This is a genomic window from Paraburkholderia sabiae (genome assembly GCF_030412785.1).
In the GTDB taxonomy this organism is placed as follows: Bacteria; Pseudomonadota; Gammaproteobacteria; order Burkholderiales; family Burkholderiaceae; genus Paraburkholderia; species Paraburkholderia sabiae.
Genome location: NZ_CP125296.1, coordinates 878127 through 894934, shown reverse-complemented (window position 1 = coordinate 894934; position 16808 = coordinate 878127). Strand labels below are relative to the sequence as shown.

Below are 16808 nucleotides of genomic sequence, written 5' to 3'. Positions count from 1 at the left end.
TCGATGCGTATCAGGACTTCGTCGGTTCGACGCCGAACCACTTCTTGTAGATCGCCGCATAGCGTCCGTCGGCCTTGATCTTCGCGATCGCCGCGTTGACCTTGGGCACCAGCGCACTACCCTTCGGGAAGCCGATGCCGTATTGCTGCGCCATCATTTGCGGACCGACTGCCTTCACGCGTCCCTTGCCGGCCGTGTTGATGTAGTAGAGGACGTTCGGCGTATCGTGCATCGCCGCATCGACGCGCCCCGTCTGCAGTTCCAGATAGGCGTTGTCGATATTCGGGAACTGGCGCAATTCGGTGCCCGCGAAGTGCGCCTTCGCGTAATCCGCAGCGGACGTACCCGTCTTGATCGCGAGCGACTTGCCCTTCAGGTCGTCCGGTCCCTTGATTGCGCTCGTGGCCGGCACCATCAGCAGAAAGCCGCTGTCGTAGTAGCCGTCGGAGAAATCGATCACTTTCTTGCGCTCGTCCTTGATCGTGATGCCTGCAAGCGCGACATCGACGTTGTGTGTCTGAAGCGCAGGCAGGATGCCGCTGAAGTCCATCGGCTGCAGCTTGTAGTCGAGCTTCAGATCTTTCGCGATGGCTTCCCACAGATCGATGTCGAAGCCGACGTACTTGTCGCCCTGCTTGAATTCGAACGGCACGAACGCCGTGTCGCAGGCGACCAGCAAGGTCTCGGCCCGCGCGGCGTGACCGAGGACGGAAACGGCGACAAGTGCAGCCGCGACGAGCTTTGCTACGAGTTTCATGACGACCTCTTCGGGGTGGGGTTGATCGAACGACAGCAAACCGATTTGCGCTGAGTATCTGTTCGCAAATTAATTTGCGCAATAGGGTCGCGCGCAATTCGGCTTGCAAAACGGGTTAACCCCTAGAAAAAGGAGAATCGGTCGCTAGAGGGTTGAACGAAAGCCGCAAGCGGCCGTCGTTCAACGCAGATCAATCGGCCTGGCGCATCGCGCCTTCGCGATTCGACGACCTGGACATGACACTGCGCGTCAGGAAGCGGTTCGCTCCGGAACCTTCGCCAGCAGAATGTTGAGCCCTTCTGAAATCAACGGATGCGCGATGATGGCATCCCGCACGCGCTGATACGGCAGTCCGCCGAGCATTGCCATCTGCACGGCCGTCACGACGTCGCCGGCATTGGTGCCGAGCATCGTGAAGCCGAGAATCGCGTCCGACTGCGCATCGATCAACATCTTCATGAAGCCCTTCGTCGCGCCGTTCGTGCGCGCACGCGGCACCGCCGCCATCGGCAGTTTGACGACGCGTACCGCGATCCCTTTTGCCCTGGCTTCCGACTCGTTCAACCCGATGCGTCCGAGTTCCGGTTCGATAAAGAGCGCGTAGGGAATGATGCGGTCCTTGGTCGTCACATTGCCGCCCGCGAGTTGCGAGCGCAGCACGCGGTAGTCGTCGAACGATGCATGAGTGAACATCGGCGTACCCGCGACTTCGCCGATAGCCCACGTACGTTCGGCCGTCGTGGCGAGACGTTCGTCCGTCTTGATGAAGCCGCGCGCGTCCAGCTCGACGCCAGCCGCATCGAGTCCGATTCCCGATGTGACAGGCGTGCGTCCCGCCGCGACGAGAATGTGCGTGCCCGTTATCGAATCGCCGCCCTCCAGCGCAACCGTCACCGATCTGCCCGACGTGCCGGTGACGCCGGTCGGCTTCGCACCCGTTCGAATGTCGATGCCGTCTTCCTTGAGGGCCGCTTCGATGGCATCGCTGACGTCTTCGTCTTCTCGCGTGGCAACACGCGGCGCGTTTTGCAGCAACGTGACCTTGCTGCCGAGTCTTCGGAACGCCTGCGCCATTTCCAGTCCGATATAGCCTCCGCCGATCACGATCAGATGTTCAGGCAATGTCGTCAGAACGAGCGCTTCGACATGGGTCAGCGGTTCGGCGGCTCTCAGTCCGGGCAGGTCGGGGATCGCGGCTGTCGTACCCGTATTGATGTACGCATGATCGCCTTCGATCACACGCAGCGCACCATCATTCGTTTTCACCTCGATCCTGCGCGGTCCGACAAAACGCCCCGTGCCGAGCACGAGTTCGAGGCCCGACTTGCGAAACGCGTCATGGTTGAGTTCCACCATGCCATCGACGACAGCTTTCACCCGCTGCGACACGGCCGCCATGTCGGTGGCGGCGCCGTCCTGCTGGTGTCGGATGTGTGCGATGCGAGCGTTCTGAATCAGCGTTTTCGTCGGAATGCACGCGACGTTGATGCACGATCCGCCGATCATGCCGCGCTCGATCACCGCAACCTTGTGTCCCGCTTGCGCGAGTTCCATCGCAAGACTCTTGCCGCCCTTTCCGCCACCGAGAAAAACGTGTTCGTAGTGTTCGACTGTCGCCATTTCCAGATTCCCTTTGATGTACAGGAAGAAGCTTGTTGAAACTTATCGTTGCGTCATCGCCGCCACGACGTCTTGCGTTTTGACGACGGCGTGCGCGAGAAACGCGTAGTTGACCAACGCAGCCTGATAGCCGTCGCCCCAGACGGGATGACGCGGCCCGGCAGTGGCATCGACGACCACGCAGACTTCGAAACCCTGCTCGACGAGATCGCGCAGATGCGACTCGACACACATATTGGCGAGCATGCCGCCCAGCACGATTTTCTGCACATTGCGCTTTCGAAGCTGCAGCGTCAGGTCGTTGGTCTGCGGACCGAAGACCTTGTGCGGGCTCACGACAATGGTTTCGCCATCGTCGATAAACGGCTTGAACTCTTCCAGCCAGTCAGCACCCGATTTATCGAATCCGCTGAGATTCAGCGCACCTGTGCGCGCGAATGTGCCCGTTGAGAACTCGTCCGCCTCGAGCGGGCCGTTGAATTTCCACGCGCGGTCGGTCGGATAGAAATAATGTGGCGAGATGAAAACGCTGAACTTCGCCGCTTTCGCCGCCTTGAAGATCTGAAGCATGTTTTCGACGGTCCGGTTCTCCGTCACGCTGGCGCCGACCGCGCCCCAGTTCTTCCCCAGCGGGCTGAGCACGTCGATTTGTGGATCGATAAAGACGACTGCGGTGTCGATGGGATCGCATTTCATGGTTCACACTCCGGTCAGGAAAGACGGCGCGCGTCGAGTTCCTCGTGCGGGAAAAGCCGTGCACCGTTCACACAGGAAGACCATCGGGCCTTGTGCGGGTTTGCACAAGGCAGCGTTTGCCACGCTATGAAACCAGATCCCGCCGGGTTTGTCCGCGATGGTGCTGTTCGAGTCGTCGTCCCATCGCACGCATGGAGTCTATGTTCGGATCAGCATGGATTGCAGCCGGTACGCGACGCTCCAGCCCGCTACGCCAAACCCTGCTGAAACGCCTCTGCAAATATGTCGGCCAGCCATGCGAGTCCCGGGTCCTGGTCGCGCGCCGCGGACCACATCAGCGATACCTCGTAGGCAGGAACATCGAATGGCAACGGACTCATCGCAAGACCCAAAGCGTCGCGCCACACGCGGCCGATAAAATCCGGCACTGTCGCGATCGCAGGCGTGCGCCGCACGATAAACGGACTCGTGGCGAAGCTCGCGCTGGAGAACACCACATTGCGCTTGAGTCCCTCCAGTTCCAGCCGCTCATCGACGAATCCATGCAGCCCGCCACTGAACGACGTCAGCACATGCCGATAGCGCAGAAATTCTTCCATCGACAGACGCTTGCGGCGCGTTTTGACGAGGCGCGGATTAAACACGCTCACAAAGCGCCACTCGAATAGCGCTCTCTGGCGCTGCCACTGCACGCATTCCGGGAACACGCCGACCGCGAGTTCTATCTCTCCGTCGTCGAGCATGGCGGACGCGCGCGTCGAATCGGTGGGCCGCGCGATCAGCTTCACATTCGGAGCACGGGTGCTCAGCCGATCCATGATTTCGGGTGTGATCAACACCTCCAGCGAATCGCTCAAGCCGATGCGAAACACACGTTGCGCGCTTGCCGGATCGAACACGGACGGCTGGGTCAATACCTGATGCAGCGTTTGAAGAAACGGCTCGATCTGCCGCGCGAGTTCGAGCGCACGCGCGGTCGGCGCGATGCCGCGCGACGTGCGCACGAACAGTTCGTCGCCGAACGCCTCACGCAACCGTTTGAGCGCTCCGCTCACGGCCGGCTGGCCGAGAAAGAGCCGCTGGGCCGCACGCGTGACACTGCGCTCCTCGAACAGTGCACGAAAGGTCAGCAGCAGGTTCAGATCGAAATGCCTGAAATCATTTTCAATGATGATGGTCATCGCAATGAACGATTTGAATGATAAGTTCGCGTCACGCATTCTATCTCCATGGGAGCACGGCAACACGCGAATCCGATGGCGAACAGCCTGCCCCACCTTTACATCCACAGGAGCAGCGATATGAACTGGCAAGATCAGAAAGTCGTGGTGCTGGGCGGTTCTTCGGGCGTTGGATTGGCAACGGTGTCGTGGCTGGCGGCTGCCGGCGCGAGCGTCGTCGCGGTCGGGCGCAATCAGGAAAAGCTCGACAAGGCGCTCGACGGCCTCGAAGGACATGGGCGTGTGGTCGGCGAAGCACTCGACTGCACTGACCGCGCCGCGCTCGACCGTTTCTTCTCGCGCGTGGGTCCGGTCGATCATCTGGTGCTGACGCTCTCGGGTGGCGAAGGCGGCGGCCAGTTCAGCGAACTGGATCTGACCGCCCTGCGTCGCGGCTTCGAGGCCAAATTCTGGCCGCAACTCGAAGCGGCGCAGGCCGGCTTGCCGAGCCTTCGCCGCGGCGGCAGTCTGACGTTCGTGACTGCCATTTCCGCTCGCATTGCCAATCCCGGCACGGCTGGCCTCGGCGCCATCAACGGCGCGCTAGAAAGCATGATAGGCACCCTTGCACGTGAACTTGCGCCGCTGCGCGTCAACGCCGTTTCGCCGGGTGTGATCGATACGGCGTGGTGGGACAAGATGCCCGCGAGCGTCAAGACGGAACTGTTCGCGCAGCAAGTTGAAACGCTTCCCGTCAGACGCGTCGGCAAGCCGGAAGACGTCGCGCACGCGCTGCGGTTTCTGATGGAAAACGGCTTCATGACAGGAGCCGTCATCGAATGCGATGGGGGTTTGCGGCTGCTTTGATTCTCAAGCGAACCTGAACGGCAAGCAGCAACCTCTACTTCAATCGCAGATCCCACAAGACATCGAGTACGTGTTGCGTGGAACGCTCGACGTATCCGGAGCGATGTGCAATGCCCAGTCGACGCCACAACGCCGGACGCAGCGGACGCATGACGATGCGACTGTCGGGTATTGGCGTCGACGCCTCATGCGGCAGCAGCGCTGCGCCATAACCTGCCGCGACCAGACTCTTGATCGCATCGTTGTAGTTGAGCTGAATGCGCGGCACGGGATGGTGCCCTGCGGTCGCGAACCACTCCACCGTCAGACGCGAAAGGCGCGTGGTCGCGTCGTTGAGAATGAGCGGTTGGGACGCGAGCCATTCAGGCGTAATGCGCGCAGGACAACGCCAATGCGCCGGCAAAAAGGCCATCACGGGGTCGCGACGCCAGGGCTTGATCGTGAGCCCGGCCACAGGAGACTGAGGCAACGCGACCAGTCCGACATCCAGCGTTCCATCCGCCAGTCTGGACAGCGTTTCATGCGACGTGAGCACTGCAACCTGAACGTCGATTGCGGGATGGTCCTGAAGCAGCACTTCGAGCGCCTGCGGCAGCAGATGCGCAATCACGCCCGTCGACGCACCGATCCGCACGCGCCCTTCGAGCCCCTGCACCTGACGTTGAATATCGTCTAACGCCTGCTCCGTATCGGCCAGCAGCCGACGCGCGCGCTCCACCAGCACCTCGCCTATCGCCGACGGCCTGACCTGTCCGCGCTTGCGTGACAGGAGCGGCGCCCCGATGCGGTCTTCGAGTTCGGCGATATGCAGGCTGACGGTCGGCGGCGCCAGATTCAATGCACGCGCCGCATCGGCAAACGAGCCACGCTCGGCAATCGCGACGAGCGTGCGCAAACGGTCCAGGCTGATCTCTCGCATGTCGGGTTCCAGATTCAGAAAAACTGAATGTCGAGGTCATGAAATTCAACTTTCCCTATTCTAGCCTTCCATGGAACATAGAGGCTCGTCCTGCCTGTCACACCCTACTGTCACCGAGGCATTCCCCGTATGAGCGCTCCCATTGTTTTCATCGACGGCGATCAAGGCACCACCGGATTACAGATCCACGAACGCTTGCGCAACCGGACCGACCTCAGTTTGCTCACGCTTGCGGATGCGGAGCGCAAAGATCCGCTGCGTCGCGCGGAAGCCATCAACGCGTGCGACATCGCGATTCTCTGTTTGCCCGATGCAGCCGCGCGCGATGCCGTGGGTTCGATCGAGAATCCTGCTGTCAGAGTCATCGACGCAAGCTCCGCCCACCGCACGCAACCGGACTGGACGTACGGCTTTCCGGAAATGTCGACGGGACAGGCTGAGCGCATCGCGAATGCGCGTCGGGTGACCAATCCTGGCTGTTATCCGACGGGAGCGATAGGCTTGCTGCGTCCGCTCTTGCAGGCTGGCCTCATACCAGGCGACTACCCTGTGAGCATTCATGCCGTATCCGGCTATTCCGGACGCGGGCGGGCGGGCGTGGAGGAACACGAGGGGCAAGGCGCCGCCAACGCGCCATTGTTCCAGGTATATGGACTGGAACTCGCGCACAAACACACTCCGGAGATCCAGCAGCACGCCGGGCTCGGGCAGCGTCCCATCTTCGTGCCCGCGTATGGTGCGTTTCGTCAGGGCATCGTGCTGACGGTGCCGATCGAATTGCGGCTGCTGGCACCGGGCGTCGATGGCGCCGCCTTGCACGCATGCCTCGCAAAACATTATGCGGACGCGGCTCATGTGCAAGTGTTGCCGCTGCATGAATCGTCCGCCTTGAAGCACCTTGATCCGCAAGCGCTGAACGGTACGAACGACATGCGCCTGAGCGTGTTTCCCAACATGGAACACGGGCAGGTCCTGTTGTCCGCGGTTTTCGATAACCTGGGCAAGGGCGCATCGGGCGCTGCGGTTCAGAACCTGAACCTGATGCTCAGGTAGCGAACCACAATGCAAAAAAAGGCGAGCGCCACGCGCGCTCGCCTTTTTCGCTGCCTTGAGACTTGCGTCGAAGGCAGCTTGAACCCGGTTGCTTAGTTGCCGAAGTAGATCGGCTTCATTCCCGAGTTCGCATCCGGACGGATCGAGCCTTCGATCTTGTGACCGACGCGGGAGACGGCGTTACGGAAAGCATGATGCTGCGTACCCGATGCCGACGCGCCATCAGCAACACCGCCGACATCCGTACGCGTGATTTGTGCGTTGGCAGCCTGGGCGGCGTCCGTCGATTGAGCGAACGACGAAACGGCGGGGATAGCAAGAGCGGCTGCAACGACGAGCGATTGAACGAGTTTCATGATCCTTACCTCCAGGTTTGATGTCTTCGCAAACACCTGTTTGCGTTTCAGTGCTTGCAGTCTAGGCCGGAGGAACGAGGTGATTAAGCCCTCGCGTAACAATTGAATGTTGTCGGAATAGGTACAAACCCTGGAGCGCCGGCGCGCGACGCCATTTCTATCGACAGCGCGGTCGTTGTTACCCTGCAGCGGCAGTCATGCGCGACGGAGGCTCCTGTTTGGCACGGCCGCGGCGTTCATTTACACGCAATACCGAACGCTTAGGAGTCTGGAGAAACCAATTTCGGACGTTGCGGCATTGCTCATACTCTGCACGGCGGCACTGCCTTTTGCGCGTGACTATGGCGTCCTGCAATCGCTACTCGTCTTTCCGGTGTTCATGTGCACGCTCTATAACAACAGTTCTTCGCGCTGTCATGGTCATGCGTCAAGAAGCGGATCGGCCAGCGGGTGTCACATCTTGACGGATTTTGCCTTGCGCGCAGGCGTTCCCGTGTCCGTGAACAGATCGACCACCACACCGCGCAGCCATCGATTGGCCTCATCCTGATGAGCCCGTGCGTGCCAGAGCAGATGAATCGGCGCGGCGGGCAGCGACAATGGCAACGCGCGCATGCTGAGCGAGAACGGAGCGGCCAGTTGCAATGCCAATCGCTCCGGCACAGTAGCAATCAGATCCGTGCGTTGCAGGATGAAGCCGACGCTCATGAAGTGCGGCACCGTCAGTCGCACCTGACGACGTACACCGCGCCGCTTCAGCCGTTCATCGACCTGACCGTGACCTGTGCCTGCCGACACGACGACGAGATGCTCGGCCTCGCGCCACGCAGCGAGCGTGAGCGGTACGTCCTCTAGCGGATGACCACGCCTGAACAGACACACATAGCGCTGACCGAACAGGCGACGCTGATAGAAACCACCTTTGAGTTGCGGCAGCAAGCCGATAGCCAGATCCACTCGACCATCGGCCATTTCGTTGCTCAGATTGACGCTCGAGTTGCGCACAGTGTTGAGCGCGACGCCCGGCGCTTCTCGCGAAAGCCGTTCGAGCAACGCAGGCAGAAACACGACTTCGCCGATATCGGTCATACCGATCGTCATCGTTCGCATTGCGCGTAGCGGATCGAAACCCGACATCGGATTGAGCGCCGCATGCAGCGTGGCAAGTGCCTGCGAGACGGGTTCCGCTAGACGCAGCGCGAACGGCGTCGGGACCACGCCGCCCGGCCCGCGCACGAACAGCGGATCGCCAAGCCGACGACGAAGCTTGGCGAGCGCATTGCTGACGCCGGGCTGGCTCATGTTCATCTGTTCGGCGACAGTCGCCACGCGCCGTTCCTGCATCAGCCGCTGGAACAGCACCAGCAGATTGAGGTCGATGTCGCTCAGTTCCATGTCTCTATCATACCCAAGGCTCATTCAATCCAGTGATGAAGCACATTCATTCCATCTTATTGAGGAATGAAGGTCTAGTGCTGAAAATACCGACATGGCTCACGCATTCGACACACGGTCGGTGTGCGCGAGAACAACGCGAACGGGATATCGGAGACACATTCATGCGGAAGATGGACCTGAAGATTGCTATCGTCGGCGCCGGCATCGGCGGACTGACGCTTGCGCTTGCGCTGCGCGAACACGGCATCGATGCGCAACTCTACGAGCAGACCGACGAGTTGCGAGAAGTGGGCGCGGCCGTCGCGCTCTCGGCCAACGCGACGCGCTTTTACGATCGTATGGGACTGCGTTCGGCTTTCGAAGGCGTCTGCGCGGAAGTGCCCGGCCTGATCTATCGCGATGGCCGCAGCGGTGAAGTCATCGGCCATCATCGCGGCGCGCCAAGCTATCGCGAGCAGTTCGGCGGCTCGTACTGGGGCATTCATCGCGCCGATCTGCAGGCAGTGTTGTCGAACGCTGTCGGCCTCGAACGCATCAAGCTCAGTCATCGGCTCGTCGATCTCGTGCAGCACGACGACCGCGTGAGTTTGAGCTTCGATAACGGTCAACAGATCGACGCCGATCTCGTGATCGGCGCGGACGGCGCGCGCTCGATCACACGACGCTGGATGCTCGGCTATGACGACGCGCTGTATTCGGGTTGCTCGGGCTTTCGCGGCGTGGTGCCGGCAGAGAGCATGGATCTGTTGCCCGATCCCGAGACGATCCAGTTCTGGGTCGGACCTGGCGGCCACCTGCTGCACTATCCGATCGGCGACAAAGGCGACCAGAATTTTCTGCTGGTCGAGCGTCATCCGTCGCCGTGGCCTTCGCGCGACTGGGTCATGCCCGCCAGCGAGGGCGAGCAACTGCGTCTGTTCAAGGACTGGCATCCCGCCGTCGTGCAGATGATCACGGCAGTGCCGATCAGCCAGCGCTGGGGGCTGTTCCATCGTCCGCCGCTCGGACGCTGGAGCAAAGGCCGCGTGACGCTGATCGGCGATGCCGCGCATGCGCTCGTGCCGCATCACGGCCAGGGCGCGAATCAGTCGATCGAAGATGCCGTCGTGCTGGCGGCTCAGTTAGGCAAGGCCGGCCCCGGCCCCGGCAACTGGCGCGCGGCTCAGGAAGCCTACGAACGTCTTCGCAGAGGCCGCACGCGCAAGGTGCAGTACGCGTCGATCTCCACGGCGGACGTGCTGCATCTGCCGGATGGACCGGCCGCGCAGGCGCGCAACGCCCGCCTCGGCGACCGCGACGGCGTGCTAAATCACCTCCACTGGATTCACGGTTTCGACGCGCTCACGGATGAGCCGAACGAACGTCAGGGCGGCACGTGGCTTTGAAACCTTAACGCGTGAAGCGCTGAACGCGGCGGCAACTTCCGCCGCCGCTCCTTCAACCTCACGCCGCAAGCTTGAGCGCCTGCTCGAAGTCCGCGATCAGATCGTCGATATCTTCGATGCCTGCCGACAGGCGCAGCATGCCGTCCGAAATACCCATCGCCTTGCGCGTTTCCGCACCGGCTTCGAAAAAGATCGTCGGCGCGACGGGAATGATCAGCGTGCGCGTGTCGCCGAGCCCGGTCGCCTTGATCGGCAGCTTGAGCGCGTTGACGACTTCGATCATGCGCTGCGCGTCGAGCAATTCGAACGACAGCAGCCACGATGCGCCCTTGAACAGCGCCTGCGCGATGTCGTACTGCGGGTGGCTCTTCAGTCCCGGATAGAACACCTTGCCGACAGCCTTGTGCCCTTCGAGAAACTGCGCGAGCGCGAGCGCATTGTCGCTGCTCTGCTTCACGCGCAACGCGAGCGTTTCGGCGCCCATCGCGATCGAATGCGCCTGCTCCGACGACAACGACGCGCCCATGTCGCGCAAGCCCTTCTTGCGGATCTGCAGGAGGCCCTGCTCTTTCGCCGGCGAACGCCGATAGTCGTCGGCGATGTTCGGGTACGCGCTCCAGTCGAACAGCCCCGTATCCGTCACCGCGCCGCCGAGCGCGGCGCCATGACCCGCGATGGTCTTGGTCAGCGAGTTGATGACGAGGCTCGCGCCAACCGCCTTCGGCTTGAACAGTGCCGGCGACGTAATCGTGTTGTCGACGACGTACACGATGCCGCGCTCGCGGCACACGTCGCCGATGCCCTTCAGGTCCGGAATCTGCGTGCCCGGATTCGCGACGGTTTCGACGAACACCATGCGCGTGTTCGGCTGGATCGCGTTCTTCACGTTGTCGGCGACACAGGCATCGACGGTCGTGACTTCGACGCCGAGCGTGCGCAACGTGCCGAACAGGCTGTTGGTATTGCCGAACACGTAGCGGCTCGACACGATGTGATCGCCCGCGCGCAGGAGCGTAAGGAACGTCGCCGTGATCGCAGCCATGCCGGTGCTGAAGCAGACCGTGCCCGCGCCCTCTTCCAGACTCGTGATCTTGCGCTCCAGCGCGGCCGTCGTCGGCGTGCCTTGCCGTGCGTAATTGAAGCCGCCCTTCTTCGTGCCCTGGAACACGCCGATCAGATCCTCGACGCGCTCGAAACCATACTGCACGGATGTATGAATCGGCTGACGCACGCCGCCGTGCTCAGTGCCCGTGATCCGGTCGCCGTGAACGATACCTGTGGTGAAGCCTTGCTTGTCCATCCCTTCTCCGCGTCTCAAGTCGATTGGTTGCCCCACATTATCTCCGGGAATCCGCTGACGTTCGAAATCTTCGCCGCAAAGGGCCGAATTCCGCGCGCGTGAGCGCCTTTCGACATGAATCCCGATTGGTATCGCGCTGACAGCGGTGTATTCTTGTTTCAGGCCATTGGGACGCCCTTCGTCCCGACCTCCAACCTTATGGCTACCGATCCGATCTCCGGCACCCGGCAAGGGATTCTCGACCAGCTGCTCGAGCACAAGAACGGCATGACCGTCGATGAAATCATCGCGGCCGTCGGTATCAGCCGCACTGCCGTGAATCAGCATCTGATCGCGCTGGAACGCCGGAACTTCATTCAAAAGGGTTCGCCGCGCAAGACGGGCGGGCGGCCGGTCCAGACTTACGTTCTGACTCAGGAAGGAACGAATCAATTTCCCAAGCAGTATTCGTGGTTTTCGGCCTTGCTGGTGTCCACGCTGCGCGACGAACTCGGTTCCGAGCGACTCGATCGATACATGTTCGACCTGGGCATGAAAACCTCCGCCAGCCTGATTCCGCGCCTCCTGGGAAAGACGCGCTCGGAGCGGATCACCGAGACCGTCAAGATCATGAACGAAGCGGGATTTCGCGCGTCGGAAATCGATCCGGAAGGCGCGTCGAAGCTGTCACGCGTGGAATGCACGAACTGCGTGTATCACGACCTGACGAAGGATTACCCTGAAGTTTGCCGCTTCGATATCGGATTTCTGTCGGGCCTGATGGGAACGGAGGTGGAGCACCAGACCTGCATGCACCGCGGCAGCGACACCTGCCGGTTTCGCTTCAAACCGTTTGCGTAGCGTTTGAGCGTCATCTCGCTTCGACGTCTGCTTCCGCTCGAAATCAATTTTGTAACAGTCGAGACTTTCGACACTTTTGACAATTGTTCACGTCAAAAGCCTTGCCTATGCTGATGTCACCGACCCACTTCGAGTCGCGCAGCAACGCATCGTTATCGTTGCCTGCGGTCCGTCACGGAGGCTTCAGATGACCATCGATTTCACGATGTCGGCAGCTCAGAAAGCGGTCCAGCAAAGGGCGCGCAAATTCTCCGAGTCTGTCCTCGGGCCGTTGATTCCCGACGCCGGTCGGGACCTCGATCTGATCAGTGCATTTGCCAGGCGCAAACCCGCTTATATCGAAGCGTATCGTCAGGGCATTGCCACGGCCATGCTGCCTTCGGCGTACGGCGGCGGCGGCTTGTCCTGCCTCGACTTCACGATCGCCACGGAAGAGATCTCGGCGATCGATCCCGGCTTTGCCTGCACGCTGTTGTGCAACGGGCTCGGGCTGATGCCGATCATCTGGTACGGCGACGAAGCGCAAAAGCGCCGCTTTCTCGGCGCGGCCACCTCGGATCCCTATGAGCAATATCTCGCGGCATGGACGGCGGCCGAGCCGCCTCCCGCGACGCGGCCGGCGGCAAGCTTCGATAACCCGCTGTGCGCGGCCGGAATCGGACTGACGGCGACGCGGCGCGGCGATCACTATCTGCTGAATGGCCGAAAGATGTGGTCGTCGGCGGCGGGCTGGGATGGCCAGGGATCGGACTCGCAGATCGTGATCGTCCGCACGGGCCGCGAGATCGGATTCATGCGAGGACTGTCGGCCATCGTCGTGGAGCGCGGCACGGCCGGCGTGAGCTACGGTTTCCCGCCGCACAATGCCTATCGGACGACAACGGATGCGCTCATCGAATTCGACAACGCCATCGTGCCCGCCGAAAACCTGCTGCGCGATACCGAAAGCCGCGGCGATCTGGTCATCAACCGGAATTTCGCGTGGTTCGGACCCGTCGCGGCAATCGCGGCAGCGGGCGTCGCGCGCGCCGCCTACGAAGTCGCCCTGCACTCTTCGAAGCGACACGCCGGCGGCATGCTTGCGCCCATCAGCCGGTACGAGAATGTGGGCTACATGCTGTGCGACGTTGCAGGGAAGATCGAGTCGGCGCGCTATTTTGCGTGGCGCGCCGCCGATTACCTCGACAAGCACGATCACCACGCGGATATCTTCGGTGCGATGTGCAAGATCAATGTCACGGAAACGATGTTCGACTGCGTGTTCAAGTGCATGCAGATCGTCCGCGTGCATAACCCCGACAACCGGTATGACTTCAATCGCAATATCCATGACGCCGCGTTACTGCCGATCTTCGACGGCGGCAATATGGCGATCCAGCGACGTCGCGTGAAAGGGATCATGGCGCATGAACATTTCAACCCGCGCGCGGCCATGGACGACGAATCCATCTATTTTCAGGGACCCGTCGCGGCGACAGGCTAGGTTTCATATTTCGCGCGCAGCCGTTGGCAACCTCAGGCAACCTCGGGCAACCTCACACTTCGAGCTTCCGACATGTCGATCGATTTCACTTTGACTACCGCGCAACAAAAGTTGCGGCGCAACGCTCGCGAATTCTCACTGGAGATTCTTCAGCCTCTGGTCAAGAAAGCCGACGAGGAACCCGACACGCAAAAGGCCTTCGTGCTGATGAAGGGCGCCTATCTCGAGTGCTACAAGCTGGGCTTCGCGACGGGTTTCCTGCCGCGCGAATATGGTGGCGGCGGCGTCAGCAATGTCGATCTGCAGATCGTCGCCGAAGAAATCACTGCCGTCGATCCGGGCTTCGCGACCGTGCTGCTCGTGAACGGACTCGCGCTCATGCCGCTCGTGTGGTTCGGCTCGGACGCGCAAAAGAAAAAGTGGCTCGTGCAGGCAACGAGCGATCCGCGCGGCGAATACATCGCCGGATGGACCGTGAGCGAGCCCGTCGACGACGTCGGTGGAACGGCGAATTTCGATCATCCGGGCGCGCATCCGGCCGGCATCGGACTCGTCGCGAAGCATGACAAGGCGCGCGGCGAATATGTGCTGAACGGCCAGAAGTACTGGCCTTGCAACGCCGGCGGATGGGATCTGCGCGGCGCGGATGTTAACGTGTGCATCGTCCGCACCGACCCGACAAAAGGCGGTCGCGAAGGACTCAGCGCGATCATCGTTCCGAGAGGCACGGCGGGTGTCAGTTATGGCGATCCGATCTCGAAGCTCGGGCATCGGCTGTGCCAGAACAACGCGATCACTTTCACGGACTGCCGCGTGCCCGAAGAAAATCTCTTCGCGATCGGCGACGGCGATCTCGTCATCAGCAAGGCATTCACGTGGTCGGGCCCGGTTGCGGCCATTGCGGCCGTCGGCGTCGCGCGATCCGCCTATGAATTCGTTCTCCAATGGGCGAAGACGCGCAGAGCGGGCGGCGGCCTGCCGATGATCCATCAGCAGGCGGTCGGCTACATGCTCGCCGACATCGCGATGAAAATCGAAGCATGCCGCGCGTTCTCATGGAAAGCCGCGCACTATCTGGATCTGTTCGATTCCGAAGGACATGCCGTCGGCGCGATGGCGAAAGTCTTCTGCGGAGAGACGCTGTTCACGACGGTGTTTCGCGCGCTTCAGGTGATGGGCGTGAACGCGCTCGACAAGCGGCATCCGATGGAAAAATTCCTGCGCGAAGCCGCTGTCTTTCCTTTGTACGACGCTGGCAACATCGGCATGCAGATGCGCAAGATCTGGGGCGTCATGCTCGACGAGAACTTCGATCCCCGCGCTATCGCCGATTCGCGCCGGATGGATTTTCAGAAGTCGATGGAAAGCACGGGCGCGCTCGTGCAGACGCCGAGCGGCCCGGACGTACGCAACGCCGTCACGCAGGAAACCCGTAAGCGGTCCAGTGCGCCAGTACGGAGCGCTTGAGTTCTTCCGGAAACGACGTATCGAACGACGCCACCGTTGCGCGCATGTCGCCGCGAAACTGCTCCGGGAACAGACAGTTGATGATCGCTTTGCCGCCGCTACCCGCTGCCTTTTCTTCCGGGCTCAGATAAGGAACGAGAGGAATGCCCGTTGCCTCGGGAAAAGCGAAGTGATCGCGCGCGGGATGATGCCGCGTCGCGAGTGCCCACACCACCTGGTCGATATCCGTGATGTCGATGTCGTTGCTGACCAGAATCACTTTCGGTACCAGCCAGCCCGCGTGAGACGAAAACAGGATGTCGGCGATGAGGTGAACGAAGTGCGACGCATCGGTTTGCATCGTCTGCAATCTGGCTGTGTCGATGGAGAGAACGATCCAGCACGTGGCGGCCTCATAGGAACACCATGCCATGTCCACCGGCATGTTCGCGCGACGCAAGAGATCGAGCGCCTGTGCTGAAATCATGGTGCCCCAGATGGTGTGATTCTCTTCGGGCGGAAGACCAGCAGCGCAGATCGGCAGGATCGGTTCGTTTCTGAACGTCACGGCCTCGACATGAAAAAGCGGCTGTTCGCGCCCGACCGGAAATGAGTAGCCATGATATTCGCCCATCGGACCTTCCATCGCTTTCTCCGACAGACTGATCGTCCCCTCCAGAATGATTTCGGCGTTGGCCGGCACGAGCAGATCGTTCGTTTCGGCTTTGACGACTTCGACGGGATCGCCGACCATCGCGCCGACATAGCCACTCTCGCTGACGTGTTCGGGAAGCGGCATGCCCGCGACGGCGAGTGCCGCAGGCGGCGCACCTAACGCCATGGCCCACGGTGTGGGTTCGCCGCGCTGCTTCCACATTTCACGAATCATGCCGAGGTGCTGCTGCGGCATGGCGGGGCCCACGAGCGTGTTTCTGTCGTGCAGCATCGAGCGCGCGACCGACCAGCTGTCCCATGTACGGTCCGGACTCTGAACGATGTGAAATCCGTAAGTACCGAAGTACTTTCCGCCATCTGCTGCGTGGAGCAAGGGAACGGGAAACCTGGTCAGATCCACTTGCGATCCGCGCCAGATGTTTTCCTTGCAGGGCCCGGTATCGACGATTCGCGGCGTGACGGGCGATGCATGCGAGGCCGCGATGATCCGTTCGACGATGTCTCTCGGCGTCGCGGACTTCGGCAAGCCGAAGTGAAGCGCAAGCCGCCCGAATTCCTCTCCTGGCTGCCGGTTGAGTCCCGCAGGCGCGCCCAGGACCCGGAAGCCTGGTTGCGCGTCTCTGATCGATGCGAACAGCGGCGCAGGCGCCCGGTCTTCGTAGACCTTTCTGGTGATGGCGCCGATTTCCAGGTTCGCGTCGACCGTTTGCCGGATGTCGACCAGATCGTGTCTCTGGCGCAGTTCATCGACGAACGACCTGAAGTTCATGCATGGAGAAACGTTCGACATCGTCGCCTCCAGTCGAGGAAGGGAAGCCCTCGATCAGCCATCGTACTCGCACGCGGTTCGATT

15 protein-coding genes are annotated in these 16808 nt (G+C 61.3%); 6 read left to right on the top strand and 9 right to left on the bottom strand.

All coding sequences use genetic code 11. From position 1 onward, the window contains the following. Positions 1-10: 10 nt before the first annotated feature. From glnH to QEN71_RS33740, 4 genes are all read right to left on the bottom strand, one after another. Positions 11-757, bottom strand: a complete 747-nt coding sequence (gene glnH / locus QEN71_RS33755) for a glutamine ABC transporter substrate-binding protein GlnH (RefSeq protein ID WP_201647478.1) — start codon at positions 755-757, stop codon at positions 11-13. 249 nt (positions 758-1006) lie between these two features. Beyond that, positions 1007-2377, bottom strand: coding sequence for an FAD-dependent oxidoreductase (locus QEN71_RS33750; RefSeq protein WP_201647477.1), 1371 nt, complete (start codon positions 2375-2377; stop codon positions 1007-1009). A gap of 42 nt (positions 2378-2419) precedes the next feature. After that, entirely contained in the window at positions 2420-3073 is a 654-nt protein-coding gene (locus QEN71_RS33745) for an isochorismatase family protein (protein WP_201647476.1), read from the bottom strand. A 248-nt stretch (positions 3074-3321) separates the two neighbouring features. Then, positions 3322-4254 carry a LysR family transcriptional regulator gene (locus QEN71_RS33740; RefSeq protein WP_201647475.1) on the bottom strand — a complete coding sequence of 311 codons (933 nt, stop codon included), beginning with the start codon at positions 4252-4254 and terminating at the stop codon, positions 3322-3324. Between the two features lie 120 nt (positions 4255-4374). On the opposite strand from QEN71_RS33740, the gene QEN71_RS33735 reads away from it, so the two are divergent. Then, positions 4375-5100, top strand: a complete 726-nt coding sequence (locus QEN71_RS33735) for an SDR family oxidoreductase (RefSeq protein ID WP_201647474.1) — start codon at positions 4375-4377, stop codon at positions 5098-5100. 34 nt (positions 5101-5134) lie between these two features. On the opposite strand, the gene QEN71_RS33730 is transcribed toward QEN71_RS33735, so the two are convergent. Next, positions 5135-6019, bottom strand: a complete 885-nt coding sequence (locus tag QEN71_RS33730; RefSeq protein ID WP_201647473.1) for a LysR family transcriptional regulator — start codon at positions 6017-6019, stop codon at positions 5135-5137. A gap of 129 nt (positions 6020-6148) precedes the next feature. Between QEN71_RS33730 and argC the strand changes: the two genes are divergently transcribed. Then, complete coding sequence (gene argC / locus QEN71_RS33725) at positions 6149-7072, top strand: N-acetyl-gamma-glutamyl-phosphate reductase (protein ID WP_201647472.1); 924 nt, start codon at positions 6149-6151, stop codon at positions 7070-7072. A gap of 92 nt (positions 7073-7164) precedes the next feature. On the opposite strand, the gene QEN71_RS33720 is transcribed toward argC, so the two are convergent. Both QEN71_RS33720 and QEN71_RS33715 read right to left on the bottom strand, forming a co-directional pair. After that, positions 7165-7428, bottom strand: a complete 264-nt coding sequence (locus QEN71_RS33720) for a hypothetical protein (RefSeq protein ID WP_201647471.1) — start codon at positions 7426-7428, stop codon at positions 7165-7167. A gap of 453 nt (positions 7429-7881) precedes the next feature. Then, positions 7882-8823, bottom strand: a complete 942-nt coding sequence (locus QEN71_RS33715; protein ID WP_201647470.1) for a LysR family transcriptional regulator — start codon at positions 8821-8823, stop codon at positions 7882-7884. A 164-nt stretch (positions 8824-8987) separates the two neighbouring features. Here QEN71_RS33715 and QEN71_RS33710 point away from each other — a divergent pair, with 164 nt between their 5' ends. Next, a complete protein-coding gene (locus QEN71_RS33710) occupies positions 8988-10211 on the top strand; it encodes an FAD-dependent monooxygenase (RefSeq protein WP_201647469.1) in 1224 nt (407 codons plus the stop codon). A gap of 58 nt (positions 10212-10269) precedes the next feature. On the opposite strand, the gene QEN71_RS33705 is transcribed toward QEN71_RS33710, so the two are convergent. After that, positions 10270-11511 (bottom strand): cystathionine gamma-synthase family protein, encoded by a 1242-nt coding sequence (locus QEN71_RS33705; protein ID WP_201647468.1) that lies wholly within the window; start codon positions 11509-11511, stop codon positions 10270-10272. A 198-nt stretch (positions 11512-11709) separates the two neighbouring features. Between QEN71_RS33705 and QEN71_RS33700 the strand changes: the two genes are divergently transcribed. The 3 genes from QEN71_RS33700 to QEN71_RS33690 all read left to right on the top strand — a co-directional run bounded on the left by QEN71_RS33700 (position 11710) and on the right by QEN71_RS33690 (position 15301). Then, positions 11710-12351 carry a helix-turn-helix transcriptional regulator gene (locus QEN71_RS33700; protein ID WP_201648081.1) on the top strand — a complete coding sequence of 214 codons (642 nt, stop codon included), beginning with the start codon at positions 11710-11712 and terminating at the stop codon, positions 12349-12351. A gap of 187 nt (positions 12352-12538) precedes the next feature. Further along, on the top strand, positions 12539-13834 hold the full coding sequence (locus QEN71_RS33695) for an acyl-CoA dehydrogenase family protein (RefSeq protein ID WP_201647467.1): 1296 nt from the start codon (positions 12539-12541) through the stop codon (positions 13832-13834). Positions 13835-13906: 72 nt separating this feature from the next. Beyond that, positions 13907-15301 (top strand): acyl-CoA dehydrogenase family protein, encoded by a 1395-nt coding sequence (locus QEN71_RS33690; protein WP_233471638.1) that lies wholly within the window; start codon positions 13907-13909, stop codon positions 15299-15301. Here QEN71_RS33690 and QEN71_RS33685 read toward each other — a convergent pair. Continuing rightward, positions 15252-16745, bottom strand: coding sequence for a UbiD family decarboxylase (locus QEN71_RS33685; RefSeq protein ID WP_201647466.1), 1494 nt, complete (start codon positions 16743-16745; stop codon positions 15252-15254). The genes QEN71_RS33690 and QEN71_RS33685 overlap by 50 nt on opposite strands. Positions 16746-16808 lie beyond the last annotated feature (63 nt).